General features: G+C 36.5%; 20 protein-coding genes and 1 other RNA gene. 16 read left to right on the top strand and 5 right to left on the bottom strand.

The features are described 5' to 3' along the window. Window positions 1-110 precede the first annotated feature (110 nt). Window positions 111-497 (top strand): fluoride efflux transporter CrcB, encoded by a 387-nt coding sequence (crcB, locus tag ACVWNY_RS10380; RefSeq protein WP_218326260.1) that lies wholly within the window; start codon window positions 111-113, stop codon window positions 495-497. Continuing rightward, window positions 490-843: a fluoride efflux transporter FluC gene (locus tag ACVWNY_RS10375; RefSeq protein ID WP_218326259.1), complete on the top strand. Its 354-nt coding sequence runs from the start codon at window positions 490-492 to the stop codon at window positions 841-843. The genes crcB and ACVWNY_RS10375 overlap by 8 nt, the downstream gene beginning before the upstream one ends. A gap of 37 nt (window positions 844-880) precedes the next feature. Here the strand turns inward: ACVWNY_RS10375 and ACVWNY_RS10370 are convergent, their stop codons facing one another. From ACVWNY_RS10370 to ssrS, 4 genes are all read right to left on the bottom strand, one after another. Next, the gene (locus ACVWNY_RS10370; RefSeq protein ID WP_218326257.1) at window positions 881-1147 is read right to left on the bottom strand and encodes a hypothetical protein; all 267 of its coding nucleotides are present in this window, start codon (window positions 1145-1147) and stop codon (window positions 881-883) included. A 26-nt stretch (window positions 1148-1173) separates the two neighbouring features. After that, window positions 1174-1644 carry a universal stress protein gene (locus ACVWNY_RS10365; protein WP_218326256.1) on the bottom strand — a complete coding sequence of 157 codons (471 nt, stop codon included), beginning with the start codon at window positions 1642-1644 and terminating at the stop codon, window positions 1174-1176. A 61-nt stretch (window positions 1645-1705) separates the two neighbouring features. Further along, window positions 1706-1990: a hypothetical protein gene (locus ACVWNY_RS10360; protein ID WP_218326255.1), complete on the bottom strand. Its 285-nt coding sequence runs from the start codon at window positions 1988-1990 to the stop codon at window positions 1706-1708. Between the two features lie 69 nt (window positions 1991-2059). Continuing rightward, window positions 2060-2253: non-coding RNA, 6S RNA (gene ssrS / locus ACVWNY_RS10355), on the bottom strand. Between the two features lie 97 nt (window positions 2254-2350). Between ssrS and ACVWNY_RS10350 the strand changes: the two genes are divergently transcribed. Next, window positions 2351-5827 (top strand): hypothetical protein, encoded by a 3477-nt coding sequence (locus ACVWNY_RS10350; protein ID WP_454071328.1) that lies wholly within the window; start codon window positions 2351-2353, stop codon window positions 5825-5827. On the opposite strand, the gene ACVWNY_RS10345 is transcribed toward ACVWNY_RS10350, so the two are convergent. Continuing rightward, entirely contained in the window at window positions 5824-7104 is a 1281-nt protein-coding gene (locus ACVWNY_RS10345; protein WP_218326251.1) for a replication-associated recombination protein A, read from the bottom strand. The two genes, ACVWNY_RS10350 and ACVWNY_RS10345, sit on opposite strands and share 4 nt — an antisense overlap. A 110-nt stretch (window positions 7105-7214) precedes the next feature. Between ACVWNY_RS10345 and ACVWNY_RS10340 the strand changes: the two genes are divergently transcribed. The 13 genes from ACVWNY_RS10340 (at window position 7215) to ACVWNY_RS10280 (ending at window position 20714) form a co-directional block, all read left to right on the top strand. Further along, window positions 7215-7850 (top strand): DNA-3-methyladenine glycosylase, encoded by a 636-nt coding sequence (locus ACVWNY_RS10340; protein WP_218326250.1) that lies wholly within the window; start codon window positions 7215-7217, stop codon window positions 7848-7850. A gap of 5 nt (window positions 7851-7855) precedes the next feature. Beyond that, the gene (locus ACVWNY_RS10335) at window positions 7856-8323 is read left to right on the top strand and encodes a DUF3013 family protein (protein ID WP_218326249.1); all 468 of its coding nucleotides are present in this window, start codon (window positions 7856-7858) and stop codon (window positions 8321-8323) included. 37 nt (window positions 8324-8360) lie between these two features. Further along, window positions 8361-9308 (top strand): 50S ribosomal protein L11 methyltransferase, encoded by a 948-nt coding sequence (gene prmA / locus ACVWNY_RS10330; RefSeq protein ID WP_218326247.1) that lies wholly within the window; start codon window positions 8361-8363, stop codon window positions 9306-9308. After that, window positions 9308-10063, top strand: coding sequence for a 16S rRNA (uracil(1498)-N(3))-methyltransferase (locus ACVWNY_RS10325; RefSeq protein WP_218326246.1), 756 nt, complete (start codon window positions 9308-9310; stop codon window positions 10061-10063). The genes prmA and ACVWNY_RS10325 overlap by 1 nt, the downstream gene beginning before the upstream one ends. Before the next feature lie 84 nt (window positions 10064-10147). Then, window positions 10148-12361 (top strand): RelA/SpoT family protein, encoded by a 2214-nt coding sequence (locus ACVWNY_RS10320; RefSeq protein ID WP_218326244.1) that lies wholly within the window; start codon window positions 10148-10150, stop codon window positions 12359-12361. A gap of 34 nt (window positions 12362-12395) precedes the next feature. Further along, on the top strand, window positions 12396-12842 hold the full coding sequence (dtd, locus tag ACVWNY_RS10315; RefSeq protein WP_218326242.1) for a D-aminoacyl-tRNA deacylase: 447 nt from the start codon (window positions 12396-12398) through the stop codon (window positions 12840-12842). A gap of 502 nt (window positions 12843-13344) precedes the next feature. Further along, complete coding sequence (gene xdhA, locus ACVWNY_RS10310) at window positions 13345-15663, top strand: xanthine dehydrogenase subunit XdhA (RefSeq protein ID WP_218326240.1); 2319 nt, start codon at window positions 13345-13347, stop codon at window positions 15661-15663. Between the two features lie 18 nt (window positions 15664-15681). Beyond that, window positions 15682-16551 (top strand): xanthine dehydrogenase subunit XdhB, encoded by an 870-nt coding sequence (gene xdhB / locus ACVWNY_RS10305; RefSeq protein ID WP_218326238.1) that lies wholly within the window; start codon window positions 15682-15684, stop codon window positions 16549-16551. Between the two features lie 2 nt (window positions 16552-16553). Further along, complete coding sequence (gene xdhC / locus ACVWNY_RS10300) at window positions 16554-17042, top strand: xanthine dehydrogenase subunit XdhC (protein WP_218326236.1); 489 nt, start codon at window positions 16554-16556, stop codon at window positions 17040-17042. A gap of 26 nt (window positions 17043-17068) precedes the next feature. Beyond that, window positions 17069-18511, top strand: coding sequence for a uracil-xanthine permease family protein (locus tag ACVWNY_RS10295; protein WP_218326235.1), 1443 nt, complete (start codon window positions 17069-17071; stop codon window positions 18509-18511). A gap of 254 nt (window positions 18512-18765) precedes the next feature. Then, complete coding sequence (locus tag ACVWNY_RS10290; RefSeq protein ID WP_484840039.1) at window positions 18766-19206, top strand: LPXTG cell wall anchor domain-containing protein; 441 nt, start codon at window positions 18766-18768, stop codon at window positions 19204-19206. Further along, a complete protein-coding gene (locus ACVWNY_RS10285; protein WP_218326232.1) occupies window positions 19203-19916 on the top strand; it encodes a WxL domain-containing protein in 714 nt (237 codons plus the stop codon). The genes ACVWNY_RS10290 and ACVWNY_RS10285 overlap by 4 nt, the downstream gene beginning before the upstream one ends. A 54-nt stretch (window positions 19917-19970) precedes the next feature. After that, window positions 19971-20714 (top strand): WxL domain-containing protein, encoded by a 744-nt coding sequence (locus tag ACVWNY_RS10280; RefSeq protein ID WP_425514612.1) that lies wholly within the window; start codon window positions 19971-19973, stop codon window positions 20712-20714. The last annotated feature ends 8 nt before the right edge of the window (window positions 20715-20722 follow it).

The following is a 20722-nucleotide window of genomic DNA, read 5'->3' as shown; positions in this document are numbered from 1 at the left end:
CACCTACTTTTTTTCTTTAGTATACCATGTTTGAATATTTTACAAATTGTTTGTCAAAAATTCGTGTTAGGCATATATTGATAAGGAAGTTTTTTTCAGGAGGATTTGTAATGTTAGATTATTTAGTGATTGCCTTTTTTGCCTTTTTCGGAGGAATAGCCCGCTATTTATTGGGTGCTTATTTACCTTCAATGGGAGATTTTCCAATCGGTACTTTAGCGGCAAATTTGATTGGCTGTTTTATTTTTAGTTGGTTAGTTAAACAAGTCTTGGATGATTTAGATGTTTCGGGACGCTTAGTGCTTGGTTTAGGTGTCGGCTTTTGCGGTGCTTTGACGACTTTTTCATCCTTTGCATTAGATGTCATGAAGTTATTTTCAGCAGGAGAGTTTTTCTTAGCGTTGATTTATTTGATCGTGTCTATTGTTGGTGGCTTTTTAATGGTAATAATTGGTGAAAAAATCTATCATAAAAAGGCGGTGACGCCAGATGATTAGTTCAATTTTAGTGGGTAGTGGTGCAGCGCTAGGGGCTATGATTCGTTTTACTTTAAATAATTATTTTGAATCCCGAACCAAACGATTACCCAAATCGACTTTTTTTATTAATTTAACTGGTAGTTTTATTTTAGGCTGTTTATTTGGCGCAAAGCTTTCTCCTGAATGGTTTTTATTTTTAGGGACAGGAATAATGGGAGGCTATACGACTTTTTCAACTTTTAATTTTGAATTGTTGATTTTAATGAAAGATGATCGTCCAATGTTCTATCGCTATTTCTTTCTGACGTATGTAGTAGGTTTAATTTCAAGTTTTTGCGGCATTCTAATAGGTAGTTTCATCTAAAAAAGGTATCCCTTGCTAGTTTAGGGATACCTCTTTTTTATGCTTCATCCAAGATGATTCTTATGACTTCATTTAAAAATTGTGCTTCTGTTTGTTCAGGTTCTTCAACAACTTTAGTTTCTTGGTTTCCATCAGTCAAGCTGTATACACCATTTTGATCCTCGAATAGGTAATAAACGTATTCTCCTTCAATTTGGAAAGCAGCTTGTTTTGCTGGAAATTCAATACTGACATCAATCACAGTAATTCCACTAATTCTGTTAGTTAAATAATCTTCAACTTGTTTCAATGTAAATTTTTTCATAGTAAGACCTTCTTTTAAATTTTCAACTAGTCCTTTTCAGTTGGTAGTTGATTGTTCAAATCAGTTCTGACAATTAAAACATCGCAACTAGCATTGCGAATCACGTATTCTGAGACAGAACCGATAAATAACCGTTCCACAGCATTTAACCCAGTCGCACCAAGCATAATTAAATCCACATCGTATTTTTCTGGAATTTGAGTTGCGATGGTAAGTTTAGGGGCACCATACTCAATCACTTGGCTAACTTCAGTGACACCAGCTGCCCGAGCATCTTTTTCATAATCACTTAACGTTTGTTTTGCCATATCTGTTGCTTGTTCAGCTAAGACATTATCAAAAGAAGAAACTGTTTGGAAAGCGCGAGTATCAATTACATGTGCTAAAACTAATTCAGCTTGGTTCCTTTTTGCTACGTTGACAGCTTTTTTAAAGGCTAATTCAGCTTCTTGTGAGCCATCGACAGCCACCATAATTTTACTATATTGTTGTTCCATCTTCTTCATCTCCTTTTAACTACATCTTTATTTTAAATCAAAATAAGCAAAATTGGTATCATTATCCTTTGTCTATAGTTATTTTTTTTGCCAGTCGAATACCAAAGAAAGAGGCAACTATAAAAACTAAAAAAAGATAGATAAATGTTGGAATGCGGTGGTTAATGATGGCTAGTAATATACCACTGACACCTAATGCAGCATAAATCAAACCAAAGTGACGCAAGAATTTTAAATTTTCAGGATTGTTTTTAATTAGTGCTAAAAAGCCTTCATTCTTCATTAATAAATAATAACTGACCGCAAAAAGTAATACTGCAAAAATGATTAATCCGATTCGAATCATTTGAATCCTCCTAATAAATAAAAGAAAAAGCAATTTGCCTGAGCAAATTGCTTTTGTTCCAAAAAAATGGAAAACTCCGTCGATGCCGTTATTCGCCCGGTAGTATTGATCCCGCAAAATACAGCAGGTGGGTTCCATGGTCTAAGCATCGAACTACCAAAAGAAAAGGCATGTTACCAACTTTGACACAAGACGGATCCCAAAGTATCAATAAAAATGTTCGGTCAACACTTAAGTGGGCAACGCGCACATCACAGAATTTCCACTCTTATAATAGCATAGTAATTATTTAGAAGCAATAAATCGAGTTTTCAATAAATTGGCTTCTTTGTACGTATATTGTATAAAAAGGAGGCACTTATGTCAAAGAAAATTTCTTATTTTATGGCAATTATTTTATTTTTCTTCTTACTTTTTGAAAACGTTACAACTGTTGATGCATCACAGTTGATTTTATCTCCAAATATTGACAACAAAACTTATGAATCATCACCATCAGGTATAAAGGAAATTTTACAAGATATTCTTTCGACTCCAACAAAAGATGCTTTTACGATTCAAATGTCAGGAAATTTAGATTTATCTAAGGCCGCAAATTTGACCAACGATGAAAAAACCGAGAATCCTGATCAAATCAACTTTGTCAGTGTTAGCAATCCAATTTCCTTTATTGGTGCAGAAGATACTGAAATTATTTTACCGAAAGAGACATATTTTGGTAGTTCACTAACATTGTCTAATATGAAATTAACAGGGGAAGCTATTTTTGCCAATGGACATCCTTTGAAATTTGAAAACGTTCGTCAGATGGGAAAAGTTCAAATATTTGGTGGAGGAAAACAATTTTGCCAAGGCAATAGTTCTTTATCCTTCAAAAATGTTCAAGGAGAAAATTTTGAAATCATTGGTGGCAATCAAACAGGAACGTTTATTGGAAATAGTCAGACAAATATTGAAAAGTTAACGGGAAATCTAAAATTAGTTGGTGGTAATCAAACAGGGTCTTTTGAAGGAGATATTGTCAATCAGATTCACTTCGTCGATGGCAGACTAGATCTATTTGGTGGTGGTGAAGGGACAGAAGCTACACCTGTTGAGGTAACAGGCACTATTAATAATCGAATAAATAGTCAAAGTAGCGAAATGATATTAAATCAATATGTCGGCGGCGTTTGTTATGGGAAAACTGGGGGAATTACAAATAGTATCACTGGTTTGGGTCAATTTGATTCAGTTGAACCATTAATCGGTGGTTCTTTAACCGGGGGAATTATCAGTCAAAGTGATGCTATAAAAAATACTATCGATACCCGTAATTTTTCAAAGGGAGAAAAAATTTTTGTTGGTGGAAATCGATATAAGGGAAAAATTATTGGACATATTACCAATCAAATTCAAGCAGGTAAAGTAAACAGAGGAAGTTTTTCCTGTATTAGCGGTGCTGGTGGTTTAAATATTATAAAAGCGCCCTTAACCAATAGTCCGAAGCTAATACCCTCAGTCGATCGTTCTAATTTCCAAAATCTAACTGAAGAAGAACGGCAGTACGATCAGATGTCAACTAACCAGCGTTTTCAACTAGCCAAAGAAAAAACCAATTTTTTGGTTGAAGGTAATGTCAGAACTGAATTATTAAATGGCTGTGTTTCCTCCACCAATAACCCGATTCGAGCTGGTACAAATGCGGGAGTAATCAAAGGAAATACAGAAATCATTGTTGGTGAATATACTGGTGAGCTTGGCGGCGAAGGATTTGTTTATTCTAAAGAACGAGCATTAGAAGCTGAAAATGAAGGGAAAACATCTTCTAATTTTTTGGTTTCTGCTAAAGATTTAAGTATTACCGGTGGAAATGGAAATTCAGGGGATGATCTTACTTTTTCAACCAGCTGTTATCAACTAGGTAATCAATCAGTGAAATTAAACAATAGTCTTGTTAAAAAATTATTAGGGGCAAGCTATTCTGGAGTAATCGAAGGAGATAGTTTGGTGCAAATTTACCAAGGCCAAACTGAACAAGTATCTGCTGGAGGAATGGCTTGCTACCGTCATTATGGAAGTAGTCTTGTGGAAATGAAAGGTGGGAGCAATACAAGAGATCTGTATGGTGGAAGTGAAGGCAATAGATTGCAAAAAGGAGACGCGCAAATAAAAATTTATGATGGAGAGTTTTTTGGTGATATTGGCGCTGGTAGTGGGAGATTTAGGGGAAACCAGTTGCAAGCAGACAGTGATGTTCAAATTTTTGGTGGCGTGTTTAACCCAGAAGCAAGAATCTTTGGAGGTTTTGAAAATAAAGGCTTTATCAATGGGAACACCAACGTGACAATAGATGTTCCGAAAGAGAATAACTTTTTTTTAGCTCCTGGATTAAAAATTATTGCTGGAAGACCACAAACTATGTCTAATGATCAAGAGATTGGAAATAGAACCTCCAGCAGCCAATTGATATTAAAGACTTATAGAAAATTTGAGGATCTTTCACTTTTTATAGATGAACATGAAGATTATTCACTTTTTAGAACAAGAAAAAATAAAATAATAGTAGATGCGCCAAATGGTAATTTTGAATCTATTAATGGTGTTGGACAAGCAGTTTCTATCTATCGAATTGAGTTAGACTTAAAAATAAATAGTTGTGAACAGTTAATTCCCGCTAAAGAATCATTGAATAATAATGTTCATAGTGAGGATGCCAGCAAAATTACCTTGCGACAAAGCTGCAGCATTGAAAATATAAGTAACTTTACCCAACTAAATCTCTGTGAAGGTGTGACACTTTCAACTGAAACTATTTTGAATTCTTCTGCAGCTACCGATGAAAATTTTAAAAAAAGCTATGCTAATTTTGGGGTGCTAAATTTATCTGCTGGTAGTCATTTGAGCTGTAATAATTTAAAAACACAGTTAATTCGGATTATTGAGAGTGCTAAAATAACGAGTCCTTCTGGTGTAAATAAATTGATGCTAAAGGAATTAGCCATTGAGCAGCAACTTTTTTGGCAGGAAAAAGCTAAAGAAGCATTGAATGAAGATGAAAAGGGTGGGCGGATTTTTGGTGAACAAGCTGGTGTGGATATTTTTACCTTCGTGGAGCAGCCAATTGAGAATAGTCTGAATCCAACAAATTTTATTGGTTTTAGTTTCGATGGGACTAGCTTAACTGGTGATACCAGTAATCAATTTGGTAGAGGAATTAGAGCACTGATTGTCGATGGAAAAGTGCAGTCTGGATTAGGGGATATTCAATTGAAAAGTTTTGATTGGCAGGAAGAGTTGTGGGATGGTTCTCGGCGGTTTGTACAGTTGGAAAAAAATGTTGAGGATCCTGAGATAGTATTTAGCGAGAATTTTTTAAAAGCTCGAATTCAGATGAATCAATTAGAGTACGAAACCATTACTGATCAATCATGGAAGATTCCTAAAATAGCTTACTATCAAGTTTTTGCTGATTTTAGTCAAAATACAGGAGAGCTTTTATTAGTGGAAGTTCCAACGCAAATTGATTTTGGTAAGCATGTACTCTATCAAAAAGAAAAATTTACCCCAACAGTCACTGGTCAAATAAAAATTAAAGACAAGCGTCTTTTGCAGACAGATTATCAACTGCAACTAAAAGTAAAAGAAAACCAAATAGGTAGTTTTTTTTATCAGACAGAGGAACAACTTTATAATTTAAGTGAAGACACAACCATTTTAGCTGGACAAGGAGATTTTGTGACTGGATTTCCTGAAACAAAAGCTGCTGTGTTTTGTGAAATACCAAAGAATAAACAAAAAGTTGGACAACATTCAACCATTTTTCAATGGACATTAGTAGAAAATCCCGAAAATTAATTTTCGGGATTTTTTTTCCATTCTTTAATGCGATAATATTGCTGACCTAACGCTTGTTCATATTTCCCTGTGGCTTTAGGTTGGTAGTATTCGGCATTTTTTATTTTATCTGGTAAATATTGTTGGTCAACCCAAGCATTTTCAAAATTGTGGGGATATTGATAACCGATCCCACGATTTAAGGCAGCAGCTCCTTTATAATGACTGTCACGCAAATGATCGGGAACTTCACCAACATTTCCTGCTTGAATATCTGCCAAGGCCGCATCAACAGCTACGTAGGCTGAATTTGATTTGGGCGACAAGCATAAATCGACAACAGCATCTGCTAAAGGAATTCTAGCTTCTGGTAATCCCAATTTTTCAGCTGCTTGAACCGCTTGGACCGTTCTTGCTGCAGCTTGCGGATTAGCTAAGCCGATATCTTCATAACCCATCACCATCAAACGCCGACAAATTATTGGTAAATCGCCCGCTTCAATTAAACGTGCTAAATAATGTAAGGCGGCATTCACATCGCTACCGCGGACTGATTTTTGTAACGCAGATATCACATCGTAATGGGCATCGCCATCTTTATCATGGGTGAGGGCTTTTTTTTGTAGACATTCTTCAATAATCGACAAAGTTAAATGAATCTTACCATTTTCTTCAGGCGTAGATTTTGTGGCTAATTCTAACGCATTTAAAGAACTGCGCAAATCACCATTGGTAGCTCGGGATAAATGCAATAATGCATTTTCATCCAATTTCACCGGATAATTTCCTAGTCCTCTATCTTTGTCAGTCAAAGCATTTTTTACAGCCACTTGAATATCTTCTTCCGTTAAAGGTTTGACTTCAAAAATCTGTGTTCGTGAACGAATTGCGGGATTAATCGTTATGTAGGGATTTTCTGTGGTGGCACCAATCATAATAATTCGGCCACTTTCTAAATGAGGCAACAGAAAATCTTGTTTGGTTTTATCCAAGCGATGGACTTCGTCTAATAGTAAAATGACGGTGCCACTCATTTTGGCTTCTTCGGCTACGACTTGTAAATCTTTTTTGGTATCGGTCGCAGCATTTAACATTCGAAAAGCATAATTTGTGGAGCCGGCAATAGCACTTGCAATACTAGTTTTTCCAGTTCCCGGCGGACCATATAAAATCATGGAAGAAAGCATTTTAGCTTCTACCATTCGACGAATAATTTTTCCAGGTCCAACTAAATGCTGTTGACCAACGACTTCATCTAAATTTCGTGGGCGCATTTTATAAGCTAAAGGTTGTTGCATAGGAACCTCCTTCTTAAATAGAATATATGTTCTATTATACCATGTTTTGACTTTCCTTGATATTTGAGGGATTGTCATAGTCAGAGCCAAGAAATTTGTGTATCATAAAGATGGTGAAAAAGATGGAAGAAATAAAAAAAATATTTGCTCAAGAAAAAACAACCGAAATTGCAGCATCACTTTTAGGTATGTATTTGGAACACGATACGCCTAATGGAAAAATAGCTGGCTATATTGTTGATTGTGAAGCCTATCTAGGACCAGAAGATGAGGCAGCCCACAGTTTTTCTATGCGTAATACGCCACGACTGGCAGCTATGTATCAAAAAGCGGGTACTATTTATTTGTATACAATGCATACCCATTTAATTTTAAATTTGGTAACGCAAAAAGAGGGTTTCCCTCAAGGGGTAATGATACGCGGAATTGAACCCATAAAAGGGATTGAACAAATGCAGATCAATCGCGGTGGCAAAACGGGTTCGGCTTTAACTGATGGTCCTGGTAAATTAGTTGCTGCTTTAGGTATTACCAAGGATTTGTACGGTCAGTCGATTTTTTCCAGTTCATTACATTTAGTTGCAGAAAAAAGTCGCATTCCTAAAAAAATTGAACGTTTGCCACGAATTGGGATTCCCAATAAAGGCATTTGGACCGAGGCCCCACTCCGCTATGTAGTTGCCGGCAATCCTTACATTAGTAAACAAAAGAAAAATCAAATTAGACCGGATCACGGTTGGAGGTAAATATTATGGCAAAAATGACAATGACAACTTATTTGGACAATTATTTAAATAAGACAATCCCTGATTACGAAATTGCTTTAGATTGGGATACGAAAAATCATACGATTGAAATTATTTTTAGACTATACGCTGAAAATAAAGAACAAATTGAAATTAGTGATGTTGACGGGGTCGCCAGTGATGAAATCATTGAATTTGAAGATGGAATCTTATTATACGATCCTAAAAAATCACAATTTGATGCCGAAGATTATTTAGCTACTATTCCTTATGAAGGGAAAAAAGGGCTACCGGAAAATCAATTAAGAGGGATTGTGGATTATTTAAAAGAGGTTTTAGATGATGGTCAAAGTGACCTATTAGACTTTTTAACAAGTGATGCGGAAGTATTTGAATTAACATGGAATACTGAAAAATATCAATCTTATATTAAAGGGGATGCAAATTCATATATCCCTTACCCAAGTTATTAAAACAGTAGTGAGTGAACGTTAGAAGGAGTAAAATCGAATGAAATGGAATGAAGTAAAAGTTACAACTGCCAGCGAGGCTGTAGAAGCAGTTTCTAACATTTTAATGGAAGCTGGTGCAGCAGGGGTGGCAATTGAAGATGTATTAGATATTGAAAATTATCAAAAAGATCCTTTTGGTGAAATTTTGGATAAGGAAACTTTTACTACTTTGGCTGAAGGCGCGATTGTGGCAGCGTATTTCCCTGAAACAATTTTTTTACCAGAAATCTTGCCTACGATTAAGGACCGCATTACAAAATTACCGGAATACGGTTTAGCAATCGGTGAAAATATTGTGGTGGTTAGTGAAGTAGAAGAAAGCCAGTGGGCAACCGCTTGGAAAAAGTATTATCATCCGGTTAGAGTGACCCGTTATTTGACGATTGTTCCAAGTTGGGAAAAATATACACCGGCTTTTGCTGATGAAAAAATTATCACGCTAGATCCCGGGATGGCTTTTGGTACTGGAACGCATCCTACGACTAATTTAACTTTACAGGCACTAGAAACCGTCATCCGTGGCGGAGAAACAGTTTTAGATGTTGGAACGGGTTCAGGTGTATTAAGTATTGCCAGTTCTCTTTACGGGGCGAAGGAAATTTTTGCTTATGATTTAGATGAGGTGGCTGTTCGTAGTGCGCAAGAAAATATTGATCTGAATGCCCAGATGGAAAATGTTCACGTTGCTGCTAACGATTTGCTTAAAGGAATTGATAAAAGAGCTGATATTATTGTAGCTAATATTTTAGCGGATATTATCAAATTAATGTTACAGGATGCGTGGCGTTTACTAAAAGATGATGGGACGTTTATTATTTCTGGTATCATTGAAGACAAAAAATTGATGATTCTAGCGGAATTAGCAGAAGTTGGCTTTGTCGTTGATCGTATTTTCCAACAAAAAGATTGGTTTGCGATCATTCTAAAGAAACCTGAGGCAGAATAATGCAACGCTATTTTATTGACGAAAATTATCAACCAACTGTTCATTTAACTGATGAAAATTACCATCACATTGTACGAGTCATGCGAATGAAAAATGGACAAGAAATTTTTGTGGTATTTGCTGACGAAATGGCGATCAAGGCCGAAATTACAGATATCACTGAAGAATCGGTAATTGTGACGGAAATTGAAAAAGAAACGTTCCAGCGGGAATTACCGATCCACATTACAATCGCTTCTGGCTTTCCTAAAGGAGAAAAATTAGAATTGATTGCCCAAAAAGCGACTGAATTAGGAGCTTTCAATTTTTTCGTATTTCCAGCTGAAACCTCAGTAGTGAAATGGGACCAAAAAAAGCAAGGGAAAAAGGTTGCTCGCTTAAACAAGATTATTCAAGAAGCAGCTGAACAATCTCATCGCCAGCATTTACCAAGATTGGAAAGTATTTCGCCTAAGGAACTAGTCAATCACTTTTCAGATTTTGATGCCGTTTTGATTGCTTATGAAGAGTCAGCTAAACAAGGAGAACAAGCACAATTAGTTCAAACTTTTCAGCAACTAACAGCCGGGCAAAAATTATTAGTCATTTTTGGACCAGAAGGCGGATTGACACCTAAAGAAATTGAAAATTATCAACTAGCAGGTGCTAAGTTAGCTGGTTTAGGACCAAGAATTTTAAGAACTGAGACGGCTCCTTTGTATTTGTTGAGTGTGGCAAGTTTTTATTATGAATTAAGCTCAAGTACTGCCCATTGAAAAAGCTGGAAGTACTTTGTATAATGGGAACAATTATTTTCAGTAAAGGAAGAAATGTGTGCATAAATTAGAGGAGGACGTCTCATGGCAAAAGATATAGAATTAACTGGACCAGATGTCATCAATTTGGTTGCTGAATACATGGGTAAAGAACATGTGGCGTTTGTTGAAAAAGCCTATAACTTTGCCTTTGAAGCCCATAAAGAACAAGTCAGACAATCAGGAGAACCCTACATTATTCATCCGATTCAAGTGGCGGGAATTTTAGCGGATTTACATATGGATCCCCATACAGTTGCGACCGGATTTTTACATGATGTAGTCGAAGATACCGAAGTCACCTTAGAAGATTTGAAAAATGAATTTGGTGCAGACGTAGCCTTATTAGTTGATGGCGTGACAAAACTAGGGAAAATTAAATATAAATCTCATGAAGAGCAATTAGCTGAAAATCACCGCAAAATGTTATTAGCGATGGCACAAGACTTGCGTGTAATCATGGTAAAACTGGCTGACCGTTTACATAATATGCGGACTTTGAAATTTTTACGAGATGATAAGCAACGCCGAATTGCCCGGGAAACATTGGAAATTTATGCTCCATTGGCAGATCGTTTAGGGATGAGCCGGATTAAATGGGAACTGGAAGATACTTCTTTACGCTATTTAAATCCGAAACAATATTATCGGATTGTTCATTTGATGCAATCAAAGCGGGAAGAACGAGTTTCGTATGTCGATGAAGCTGTTGAAGAAATAAAAAAAGCTACCAAAGAATTAGGTATTGAAGGCGATATTTATGGTCGCCCCAAACATATTTATTCAATCTATCGGAAAATGCGAGATCAAAAGAAACAGTTTGAAGAAATTTATGACTTGTTAGCGATTCGAGTAATAGTTGATTCCATCAAAGATTGTTACGCTGTACTTGGTGCGATTCATACCCAATGGAAACCAATGCCAGGTCGTTTTAAAGACTATATTGCGATGCCAAAAGCTAATATGTATCAATCTTTGCATACAACGATTATCGGACCGAGTGGCAATCCAGTCGAAGTGCAAATTAGAACCCATGAAATGCATCAAATTGCTGAGTTCGGGGTAGCGGCGCACTGGGCTTATAAAGAAGGAAAAACTGATAAGCAAGAAGAAAATAACGACAATCGTCAATTGGATTGGTTCAGAGAAATTATTGAACTACAGGACGAAAGTTATGATGCTTCTGAATTTATGGAAGGCGTTAAAGGCGATATTTTTGCTGATAAAGTTTATGTCTTCACACCAAAAGGTGATGTAACTGAATTACCAAAAGGTTCAGGACCACTGGACTTTGCGTTTAGTATTCATACCGATGTTGGGAATAAAACAACTGGTGCTAAAGTAAATGGCAAGATGGTGCAATTGGATTACAAATTGAAAAACGGCGATATTATTGAAATCATGACTTCACCAAATTCCTTTGGTCCAAGTCGTGACTGGTTAAGCATGGTGAAAACTAGTAAAGCCAGAAATAAAATCAAACGATTCTTTAAAACCCAAGACCGCGAAGAAAATATTATTAAAGGTCATGATGCCGTTTTAAAATGTATCGCAGAGTTAGGTTTCAATAGTAAAGAAATGTTAACGAAAGAAAAAATGGCTGTAGCTTTGGATAAGTTCAATTTCCATAGTGAAGATGATTTGTATGCAGCAGTCGGTTTTGGTGAAATTAGTCCACTAACCTTTACCAATCGTCTGACGGAAAAGGAACGCCGTGAACAACAGAAACAAAAACAACGAGAAACTGTAGATGAAATTGTAAATAATCCACCGAAAAAAGAACCAGAACGAATCAAGGTGCGCCATGAAGGCGGCATCGTCATTCAAGGGATTGAAAATCTATTGATTCGGATTAGCCACTGTTGTAATCCAGTTCCTGGTGATCAAATTGTTGGCTACATTACCAAAGGTCGAGGAATATCGATTCATCGTACCGACTGCCCGAACATCACGAACCAAAAAGATGTTCAGGAACGGTTAATTGAAGTGGAATGGGAAGATACTTCTAATACGGTACAAGAATATAATGCTGATCTAGAGATTTACGGCTTTAATCGAGAAGGCTTGCTAAATGATGTCTTAAATATTGTTTCCGGCTTAACGAAAAAATTAGTCAGCGTAGAAGCCAAACCAACCAAAGATAAATTAGCCATGATCAAATTAACTTTCAAAATTCAAAACGTGACTCACTTATATAATATCGTGGATAAAATTAAAACTATTCCCGATGTATATAGTGTGAAGCGAACAAATGGCTAAATCTTGTCATGAAAAATGAATGAGGAGGAAAGAGATGCGGGCAGTTATTCAACGAGTCAGTCAAGCTGAAGTAGCGATTGACGGTGAAACAGTTGGAAAAATTGGTAAAGGCTTTATGATTTTACTAGGTGTTCATCAAGAAGATACGAAAGAGGATGCCGATTATTTAGTCCGAAAAATTTCAACTTTAAGAGTATTTGAAGATGACGAAGGTAAAATGAACTTGGGATTGAAAGATGTTGGTGGTAGTATCTTAAGTATTTCACAATTCACCTTACATGCGGATACAAAAAAAGGAAAAAGACCAAGCTTTGTCAAAGCAGCTCGTCCTGAGACGGCGATTCCTTTATACGAATACTTTAATGAAGGACTTCGTAATGCAGACTTAACTGTTGAAACGGGAAAATTCGGGGCGGATATGGCAGTTTCTTTAATCAACGATGGACCAGTCACGATTCTTTTTGATACCCGAGATAAATAAAAATTTAATTGCGTTATAGCTGAAAAAGATAGCTATAATGCAATTTTTTTTATTTGAGAATAATTCTCTAATAACTATAAAAATTTTTCAATAACTAAATAAAAAATTAGTAAGTAACATTTTGTCATTGCGAAATAAGATTTCTAAAAATAAAAAAATGGTTATTGAAAGCGTTTTTAAAGCGGTCGTTTTAAAATATGATCCGTAATTTAATTAGTCGGTTTAACAAATGAATTAGAAAAAATAACATCAGAATCCCTGTTAATTCAGTTTTTTTAATTGATTTATTTTTAATAATTAATAATTGTTGAAAATAAATCGTTATCTATCACCATTCTAAAATCAATTGTTTTTAAAGAAAAGCCATGATAAAATTTATTTGTAGAAAAAATATTATTTTTATCAGGTACAGTTGCAAATGTACCTATTATTTTTAACTTCGTCCCTAAAAATTTTTTTTTTGAAATTCAAAATATTGTGATTGAGAATGGAGGAAACGATAATGGAGAAAAAAGGTGCGATTGGGCAATCTGAGACACGTTGGGATGCGATTTCCAAAGTCAAAGGAACAGCAATGTTTACAGCTGATTTTCCAGTTCAAAATATGTTGCATGGAAAAATTGTTCGTTCAACAATTGCCCACGGCCGAGTGCTGGAATTTGATATTTCTGAAGCAGAAAAAATGCCTGGTGTGGTGAAAATTCTTTTACCTGAGGATATGCCGCAAAATCAATTCGCTACTGCTGGACATCCTTACAATATGATTCCAGAAAAGCGTGATGTTGCTGACCGTTTAATTTTAACTAGAGATGTTCGTGTGTATGGTGAAGAAATAGCAGCGGTGGTTGCGAAAACAGAATTACAGGCGGTTCAAGCAGCTGAAAAAATTAAAGTCACTTATGAAGAGTATCCAGTTTATCTATCACCAAAAGAGTCAATGGCAGAAGGCGCAATGCGGATCCATAAAGAACGCGATAATGTAATCGCTAACACAAAAGTTGGTTTTGGCGATGTAGAAGAAGAGTTAGCTAAAGCTGATTATGTCTTAAAGGAACATTTTAGTACAGGTGTTCAGCAACACGTTCATATGGAGAACCAAGTGGCGATTGCTTATCAGAGTGAAGATCAACGTTGGACTTGTATTAGTTCCACGCAAATCCCTCATATTTGTCGCCGAATTATTGGTGAAGCAATGGGCATGCCCTGGTCACAATTCCGAGTGAAAAAACCATTCATCGGAGGCGGTTTTGGGAATAAACAAGACGTTACGATTGAACCATTAGCAGTAGCGATGACGATGGCTTGTGGCGGACGTCCCGTTCAATTAGCGATTACTCGAGAAGAATCTTTGGCCTTTACTAGAACACGCCATGCGATTGATTATGATGTGCAAATCGGGGTAAATAAAGATGGTCATATTACTGCGATAGATTTTGATGTTTATTCAAATCAAGGGGGGTATGCCTCTCACGGACATTCAATTGGTGGTAAAGGTGGGACCTTTATCCATGCTTTATATAAATCAGATGCTTTAAGATATGCAGCAAAAACAGTTTATACAAATATTGCCACTGCTGGTGCAATGCGTGGATATGGAATTCCACAAGTTATGTACGCATTAGAATCAATAATTGATGATGCGGCAGAAAAAATCGGAATGGATCCGATTGAATTTAGAATGATGAATGCTCAGCCAGATAATTTCAAAAATACCATCAGTAAAATCAAACAGAAAAATTTCTTGATTGAAGAATGTTTGAAAAAAGGCCGGGAAGCATTTGAATGGGATCGAAAATTAAAAGATAGTTTGAATTATAAATCTGGTTCAAAACGTCGTGGTGTTGGTGTTGGTAGCTTCTCTTACGGCTCAGGAACTTATCCTTTTGGGTTAGAAGTTTCAGGTGCCCGCCTAATCTTAATTCAAGATGGACGTTTTAAACTAATGCTAGGTGCAACAGAAATTGGTCAAGGTGCCGATACAGCCTTTTCTCAAATGGCAGCCGAAATTTTGGGCGTACCAACAAATCATGTAATTCGTGACTTCATGACCGATACGGATGTAGATCCTTTTGATACAGGCGCTTATGCTTCTCGTCAAAGTTATATTACGGGATTTGCTGTTCGTGAAGCGGCAGAAGAAATGAAACAAAAAATTGTTGAAAGAGCTTCAGACATTTATGATGTTCGTCCAGAATATTTAGATATTGTTGATTCACAAATTATTTATGCTTATGACGGTGAAGTAGTTACTAGCTTAGCTGACTTAGCATTAGCATCGTTTTATGACATGCAGCATGGTCAATCAATCGTTGCAGAGTCTGCTGTAAATATTCATCATAATGCATATGCTTCTGGTTGTACCTTCGCGGAAGTAGAAGTCGACGTAGAAACTGGTAAAGTTGATTTATTAAGTGTTATGAATGTCCATGATTCCGGAAAAATTATTAATCCAAAATTAGCTGGTGGGCAAGTTGAAGGCGGTATGGCGATGGGAATTGCTTATGGTTTAAGTGAAGGACTGCGCTACAACGAAAAAGGCAAACCACTGAACAATAATTTATTGGATTATAAAATTCCGACTACGATGGATTTACCAGAATTAGACTTTGAATTTGTAGAAGAAATGGATCCATTGGCACCGTTTGGCAATAAAGCTTTGGGGGAAAACCCAATGAACTCACCAGCACAAGCGATTCGAAATGCCGTTAAGAATGCGACAAATGTTGCAATCAATGACATTCCATTGTCGACACAAAGAGTATTTGAACATATGAAAGAAAACAATGTCATTACAGTCAAAAATCAAGCAGACGCTAAATAGAAAAGAGGGGAAAGCGAAATGTATGACATCACTGGATACCATGAAGCAACTAATTTGCAAGATGTTTTTGAAATAACTAAACAAGATCCTAACGCGCGAATTATCGCTGGCGGCACAGACGTTTTAGTAAAATCTCGTGAGCGTAAAGAAGATTTTGTTAATACACAGTTGATTGGCGTTACTCGAATTGAAGAAATGCAAGGTGTTTATTTAGATGAAGAGGAAACTTTAGTAATCGGTGCCTTAAATTCTTTTACTCAAATTGAAAAAAATCCAATCGTACAAAAATGCGCACCGCTCTTAAGCTATGCTTGTTCAACTGTCGGAGGTCCGCAAACTAGAAATGCGGGAACGATTGGTGGGAATGTCTGTAATGGTGCGACCTCGGCTGATAGTGCACCGACGCTATTTTGCCATAATGCCATTTTGGAAATCCATTCCCTTGATGGCGTGAAAAATGTGTCAATTCATGATTTTTATAAAGGTGCTGGCTGGGTGGATTTAAATCCTGGTGAAATCTTAGTAAAAATCAAAATTAAAAAAGAAGATTATGCTGGCTATTTAGGTGGCTATACAAAATTTGCTCAACGAAAAGCTTTAGATATTGCGAATTTAAGCTGTGCAACCATCATTAAGCATGATGCTGGTGTAATCGAAGATGTTCGCATTTGCTTTGGTGTTGCTGGACCAACACCAATTAGAATGCGCCAAGCTGAAGAATATGCTAAAGGAAAAGAAATTACCGATGAGGTATTAAAGGAAATTGGAGAAAAATGTCTGTTAGATGCCAAAACGAGAAATTCTTGGCGGGCTTCTAAAGAGTACCGTGATTTCTTAATCACTATTTTACCTGCTCGCAATATTGTTGAAGCGTTGAAAGGGGAATAATTATGAATAAAGAAATTTCATTTACTTTAAATGGTGAAGAAGTCACGTTGTTTGTTGATGTAAGAAAAAGTTTATTGGAAATGCTACGAGAAGATTTCTCCTTGATTGGAACAAAAGAAGGCTGTGGTGTAGGTGAATGTGGTGCTTGCACGGTAGTTGTCGATAATGTTACGCTAGATTCATGTTTAGCAATGGCTGTTTGGGCGGATGGTAAAAATATTAAAACAATTGAAGGCGAAGCACAGATTGATGGGACATTATCTGATGTACAAGAAGATTTTGTCGAAGCTGGAGCAGTCCAATGTGGATTTTGTATTCCAGGGATGGTAATGTCGGCTTCAAATTATTTGGGGGAAGTAGATGAACCAACAAGACAAGAAATTAAACGAGCACTTTCTGGAAACATGTGTCGTTGTACTGGTTATTCTAAAATTGTTGATGCAGTTGAAAATACTGCTGCCAAAAGAGCTGCCGCAAAACTTGCCAATTAGTTAAGCCAAGTAGGAGGAAATCTCAAATGGAAAATGATAATATTTCGAAAGTAGATGAGAATGTAAAGTCAGATGTTGCAGCAGAGAAGCCTGAACATGAGTTAAAGCAAGAAGAAATTCCTGAAATTCAAGCCAGCGTAATTTCTGATGTCGATGAAAAACTTCCGTTAAGTAAAAGCATACCATTGGGGTTCCAACATACCGTAATCGCTGTGTTAGCAGCGATTCCGGTTCCATTAATTATTGGATCAAATGTTGGGTTGAGCCCAGAGCAATCACGTTATTTTGTTAGTGCAATTATTTTTACCGCCGGAATTTCTTCAATTCTAGCGGCTGTTGGTGTTATTCCTCGGACAAGTCCTAAAATTCCGATGATTATGGGTGCCAACTTCGCAGTTATTACCGTAGTAAGTAGTGCTTTGTCAAATGCGCCAACGATTAGCCAAGGTTTCCAAGTTGTCGCTGGATCTACGATGGTTGCCGGATTATTCTGTTTCTTGATTTCTGGTTTCTGGGCAAAACTACAACGCTTTTTCCCACCGATTGTTGTTGGGACTAACCTGATGGTATTAGGGACAGCTTTATTACCAAATACTTTCCACTGGATGATGGCAGATAATGCCTATAATCCCGGTGCAGCAATGGAACCAAGAGTTTTAGGCTTAGCCTTCGGTGTGTTCTTATTCCACGTAATTATCTCAAAATATTTAAAAGGTATCTTAGGAAATTTAACTTTGCTCATTGCTTTATTGGTGGGAACAATTGCCGCAGGATTTATGGGAATGGTGGATTTTTCAAGTGTTAGTTCAGCACCATGGTTTGGTTTGATTTTACCTTTCCATTACGGTGTGCCAAGAGTGGAATTGCAAACAACTCTAGCCTTCCTAATCGTTATGATTCTTGGGATGGTAGAGGTATCTGGAACATCGATGGGGATTCACGATATTGCCAATAAAGAAATGACTCATAAACAGTTCGGTCGTACATTAAAAACTTTAGGGATTAATACTTTTGCTTCTGGTTTGTTTAATGGTGTACAACCAACGGCCTTTGTTCAAAATGTTGGGGTATTGGATTTATCTAAAGTAACAAGTCGTTTTACTACCGCAATTGCTGGGGGAATGTTACTGCTAATTGGTTTAGTACCAAAATTCTCAGCGTTGATTTCGGCGATTCCAAAACCAGTTTTAGGTGGATTAGGATTTGCTATTTTCGGTATTATTATTGGTAGCGCAGTAAACTTATTAAAACAAGTTGATTTTAATGGCAATCAAAATATGTTAATTATCGGGATTGCTGTTGGAATTGGTATGTTACCAGAAGTTTATCCAAGTTTTTACGCAAACTTCCCCGAAATGGTCCAAATGATTTTAGGTAGTGGTATCTTATCTGGTGCCTTAGCGGCAATTTTATTGAATATGTTCTTTAACTTTAAGGATATTATTAAGCCGGAAAAAGTAGATAACTGATGAAATAAAAAAATAATTTTCAGGATTCGAGAAACTAATTTTTAGTTTCTCGAATCTTTTTTTGCTTAATGCAGCAATTTTACCAGCGTTAATTATAAATAAAAAAATAATTTTAATAGAAAGAACAGAAGGCAAGTTAATTTAAAATAATGTTATTTTTAGAAAAAGTGAAAACTGTAGTTCTGGCTAGTTCATTATTACTTTTTTTCTTTCAAATCAAAAATTAGTAATAGAAATGGTTTGTTGATAACGATATTATATCGTTAGCAGAGTTATGTTTATATGTATTCTTATTTAAGGAGGGGGAAATTACGAGAAAAAAGCGGTGTATTTTTTCGATAATTTTGTTATTTACAGGTTTGTTGTTAACGAGTGGAAAACCAAACTATGCTCAAGAAACGAGGAGTAGTGATGAAACACATGGAGTGGCTACTTTTTATGGTGAGTACAGTTATCCCAGTTCTTCAACAGATCAAAGTACTAATCAAAATCAAATAAATAAATCACTTGATGACCATCAATTGGCTTATGTCTCGAACAACGGACAAACACCCAGTTACTCTGCAAATGGCGCTGCCATTATTCCAAAAACTGGAGACAATAATTTTTTTATGTTGCAGTTAATTGGTATGGTGTTTTTATTATTTAGTTTAAGTTTATTCATTTATAAAAGGGAAAAGGGAGAAAACATATGAAAAAGACAACATTATTTTTATCAACAGCAATTTTATTAGGGATTGGAATAAATACAAGTCAAGCTTTTGCAGCGGATTATACGACCGATGGGACAATCAATTATAAGGCGGGGAGCGCTGTTATCCCTCCTGTTGATCCAACTAATCCTGACCCAACTAATCCAGTTGATCCTGTAGATCCTCCACAACCTGGTACTGGTGGTGCCTTATCAATTGATTATGCATCAAAAATCAATTTTGATACGCAAGAAATTACCAGTATTGATAAAACTTACAATGCCAAACTGGACCAAATGAAAGATGGTTCCGAAAAACCTTTGTATGTTCAAGTTACAGATCAAACTGGAACTTTAGCTGGTTGGAATTTAACTGCAAAACAAAATGCTCAATTTAAAACAACTGATGGAGATGAACTAACTGGAGCAGTTCTAAAATTATCAAAAGCTTCCGTAGCTTCAAATGTTGATAAAAAGTACACACCTGGAACCGTAGCTACGGATGTGACGTTAAAACCAGATGGTTCTCAATTACCTGGTATTACCGCAGCTAAAGGTCAAGGGGCAGGTACTTGGGTTTATCGTTTTGGAGATACTAATACGAATGCAGCCGATGCGGTCACTTTAGCAGTACCAGGTTCAACTGTTAAATTAGCCAAAGAATACAAAACTACGATTACTTGGACACTTCAAAGTACCCCAACTAACCCATAAAAGGTGATTAAGATGAGAAAAAGTAGCTGGCTTTTCACTTTTGTAATAGGAGTCATGAGTTTTTTTAGTTTAACATCGACTACTTATGGTGCAGAAAGCACAGCAAACACTGCTAAAGGTGTGGTTGAATTTGTACCTAATTCTGATCCAACGAATCCAGTCGATCCAGAAAATCCTGATCCGAATAAGCCGGTTCAACCAATTGATCCGACGAATCCTGGTGGAAAACCCAATGAAGGAACAGCTGGACCACTATCGATTGATTATGCTTCTTCGTTTGATTTTGGAAAAAATAAAATTTCCAATCAAGATCAAATTTATTATGCCAATGCGCAGCGTTATAGTGACGGACATTCAGATACGGCTAATTATGTTCAAGTAACTGACAACCGCGGAAATAATGCGGGATGGCAATTAACGGTTAAGCAGACCAATCAATTAACGGCTACTTCACCAACTCTAAATAAAATATTGACCGGTGCGCAAATCACTATTGAAGAGTCACATGTTGCATCAGTTGCAAAAAGTAAAGCACCGGTTGCAGCAGCTAAAATTACTTTGAATCCTAGTGGTTCCGAATCAATGGTAATGTCAGCGAAAGTTGAGAGTGGTAGTGGAACCTGGGTAGATTATTGGGGGAAAGTTGAAAAAACAACTGTATCAAATGAAAATAATCAAAAAGAGGCAGTAAACATTACAAAAGCTGTTTCTCTCAGTGTACCAGGTATAACGCCTAAAGATGCCGTCAAGTACCAGACCAATCTTATTTGGACTTTATCTGATACACCGGCAAACTAACAGAAAAG

Source organism: Enterococcus sp. JNUCC 77, from assembly GCF_054819945.1.
This window is presented reverse-complemented; position numbering and strand designations above follow the sequence as displayed.

What these genes read in the sequence shown, in the direction of transcription:
- crcB (WP_218326260.1), top strand. Translation starts at nt 111, where the DNA reads ATGTTAGATTATTTAGTGATTGCCTTTTTTGCCTTTTTCGGAGGAATA.
- ACVWNY_RS10375 (WP_218326259.1), top strand. Translation starts at nt 490, where the DNA reads ATGATTAGTTCAATTTTAGTGGGTAGTGGTGCAGCGCTAGGGGCTATG.
- ACVWNY_RS10370 (WP_218326257.1), bottom strand. Translation starts at nt 1,147, where the DNA reads ATGAAAAAATTTACATTGAAACAAGTTGAAGATTATTTAACTAACAGA.
- ACVWNY_RS10365 (WP_218326256.1), bottom strand. Translation starts at nt 1,644, where the DNA reads ATGGAACAACAATATAGTAAAATTATGGTGGCTGTCGATGGCTCACAA.
- ACVWNY_RS10360 (WP_218326255.1), bottom strand. Translation starts at nt 1,990, where the DNA reads ATGATTCGAATCGGATTAATCATTTTTGCAGTATTACTTTTTGCGGTC.
- ACVWNY_RS10350 (WP_454071328.1), top strand. Translation starts at nt 2,351, where the DNA reads ATGTCAAAGAAAATTTCTTATTTTATGGCAATTATTTTATTTTTCTTC.
- ACVWNY_RS10345 (WP_218326251.1), bottom strand. Translation starts at nt 7,104, where the DNA reads ATGCAACAACCTTTAGCTTATAAAATGCGCCCACGAAATTTAGATGAA.
- ACVWNY_RS10340 (WP_218326250.1), top strand. Translation starts at nt 7,215, where the DNA reads ATGGTGAAAAAGATGGAAGAAATAAAAAAAATATTTGCTCAAGAAAAA.
- ACVWNY_RS10335 (WP_218326249.1), top strand. Translation starts at nt 7,856, where the DNA reads ATGGCAAAAATGACAATGACAACTTATTTGGACAATTATTTAAATAAG.
- prmA (WP_218326247.1), top strand. Translation starts at nt 8,361, where the DNA reads ATGAAATGGAATGAAGTAAAAGTTACAACTGCCAGCGAGGCTGTAGAA.
- ACVWNY_RS10325 (WP_218326246.1), top strand. Translation starts at nt 9,308, where the DNA reads ATGCAACGCTATTTTATTGACGAAAATTATCAACCAACTGTTCATTTA.
- ACVWNY_RS10320 (WP_218326244.1), top strand. Translation starts at nt 10,148, where the DNA reads ATGGCAAAAGATATAGAATTAACTGGACCAGATGTCATCAATTTGGTT.
- dtd (WP_218326242.1), top strand. Translation starts at nt 12,396, where the DNA reads ATGCGGGCAGTTATTCAACGAGTCAGTCAAGCTGAAGTAGCGATTGAC.
- xdhA (WP_218326240.1), top strand. Translation starts at nt 13,345, where the DNA reads ATGGAGAAAAAAGGTGCGATTGGGCAATCTGAGACACGTTGGGATGCG.
- xdhB (WP_218326238.1), top strand. Translation starts at nt 15,682, where the DNA reads ATGTATGACATCACTGGATACCATGAAGCAACTAATTTGCAAGATGTT.
- xdhC (WP_218326236.1), top strand. Translation starts at nt 16,554, where the DNA reads ATGAATAAAGAAATTTCATTTACTTTAAATGGTGAAGAAGTCACGTTG.
- ACVWNY_RS10295 (WP_218326235.1), top strand. Translation starts at nt 17,069, where the DNA reads ATGGAAAATGATAATATTTCGAAAGTAGATGAGAATGTAAAGTCAGAT.
- ACVWNY_RS10285 (WP_218326232.1), top strand. Translation starts at nt 19,203, where the DNA reads ATGAAAAAGACAACATTATTTTTATCAACAGCAATTTTATTAGGGATT.
- ACVWNY_RS10280 (WP_425514612.1), top strand. Translation starts at nt 19,971, where the DNA reads ATGAGTTTTTTTAGTTTAACATCGACTACTTATGGTGCAGAAAGCACA.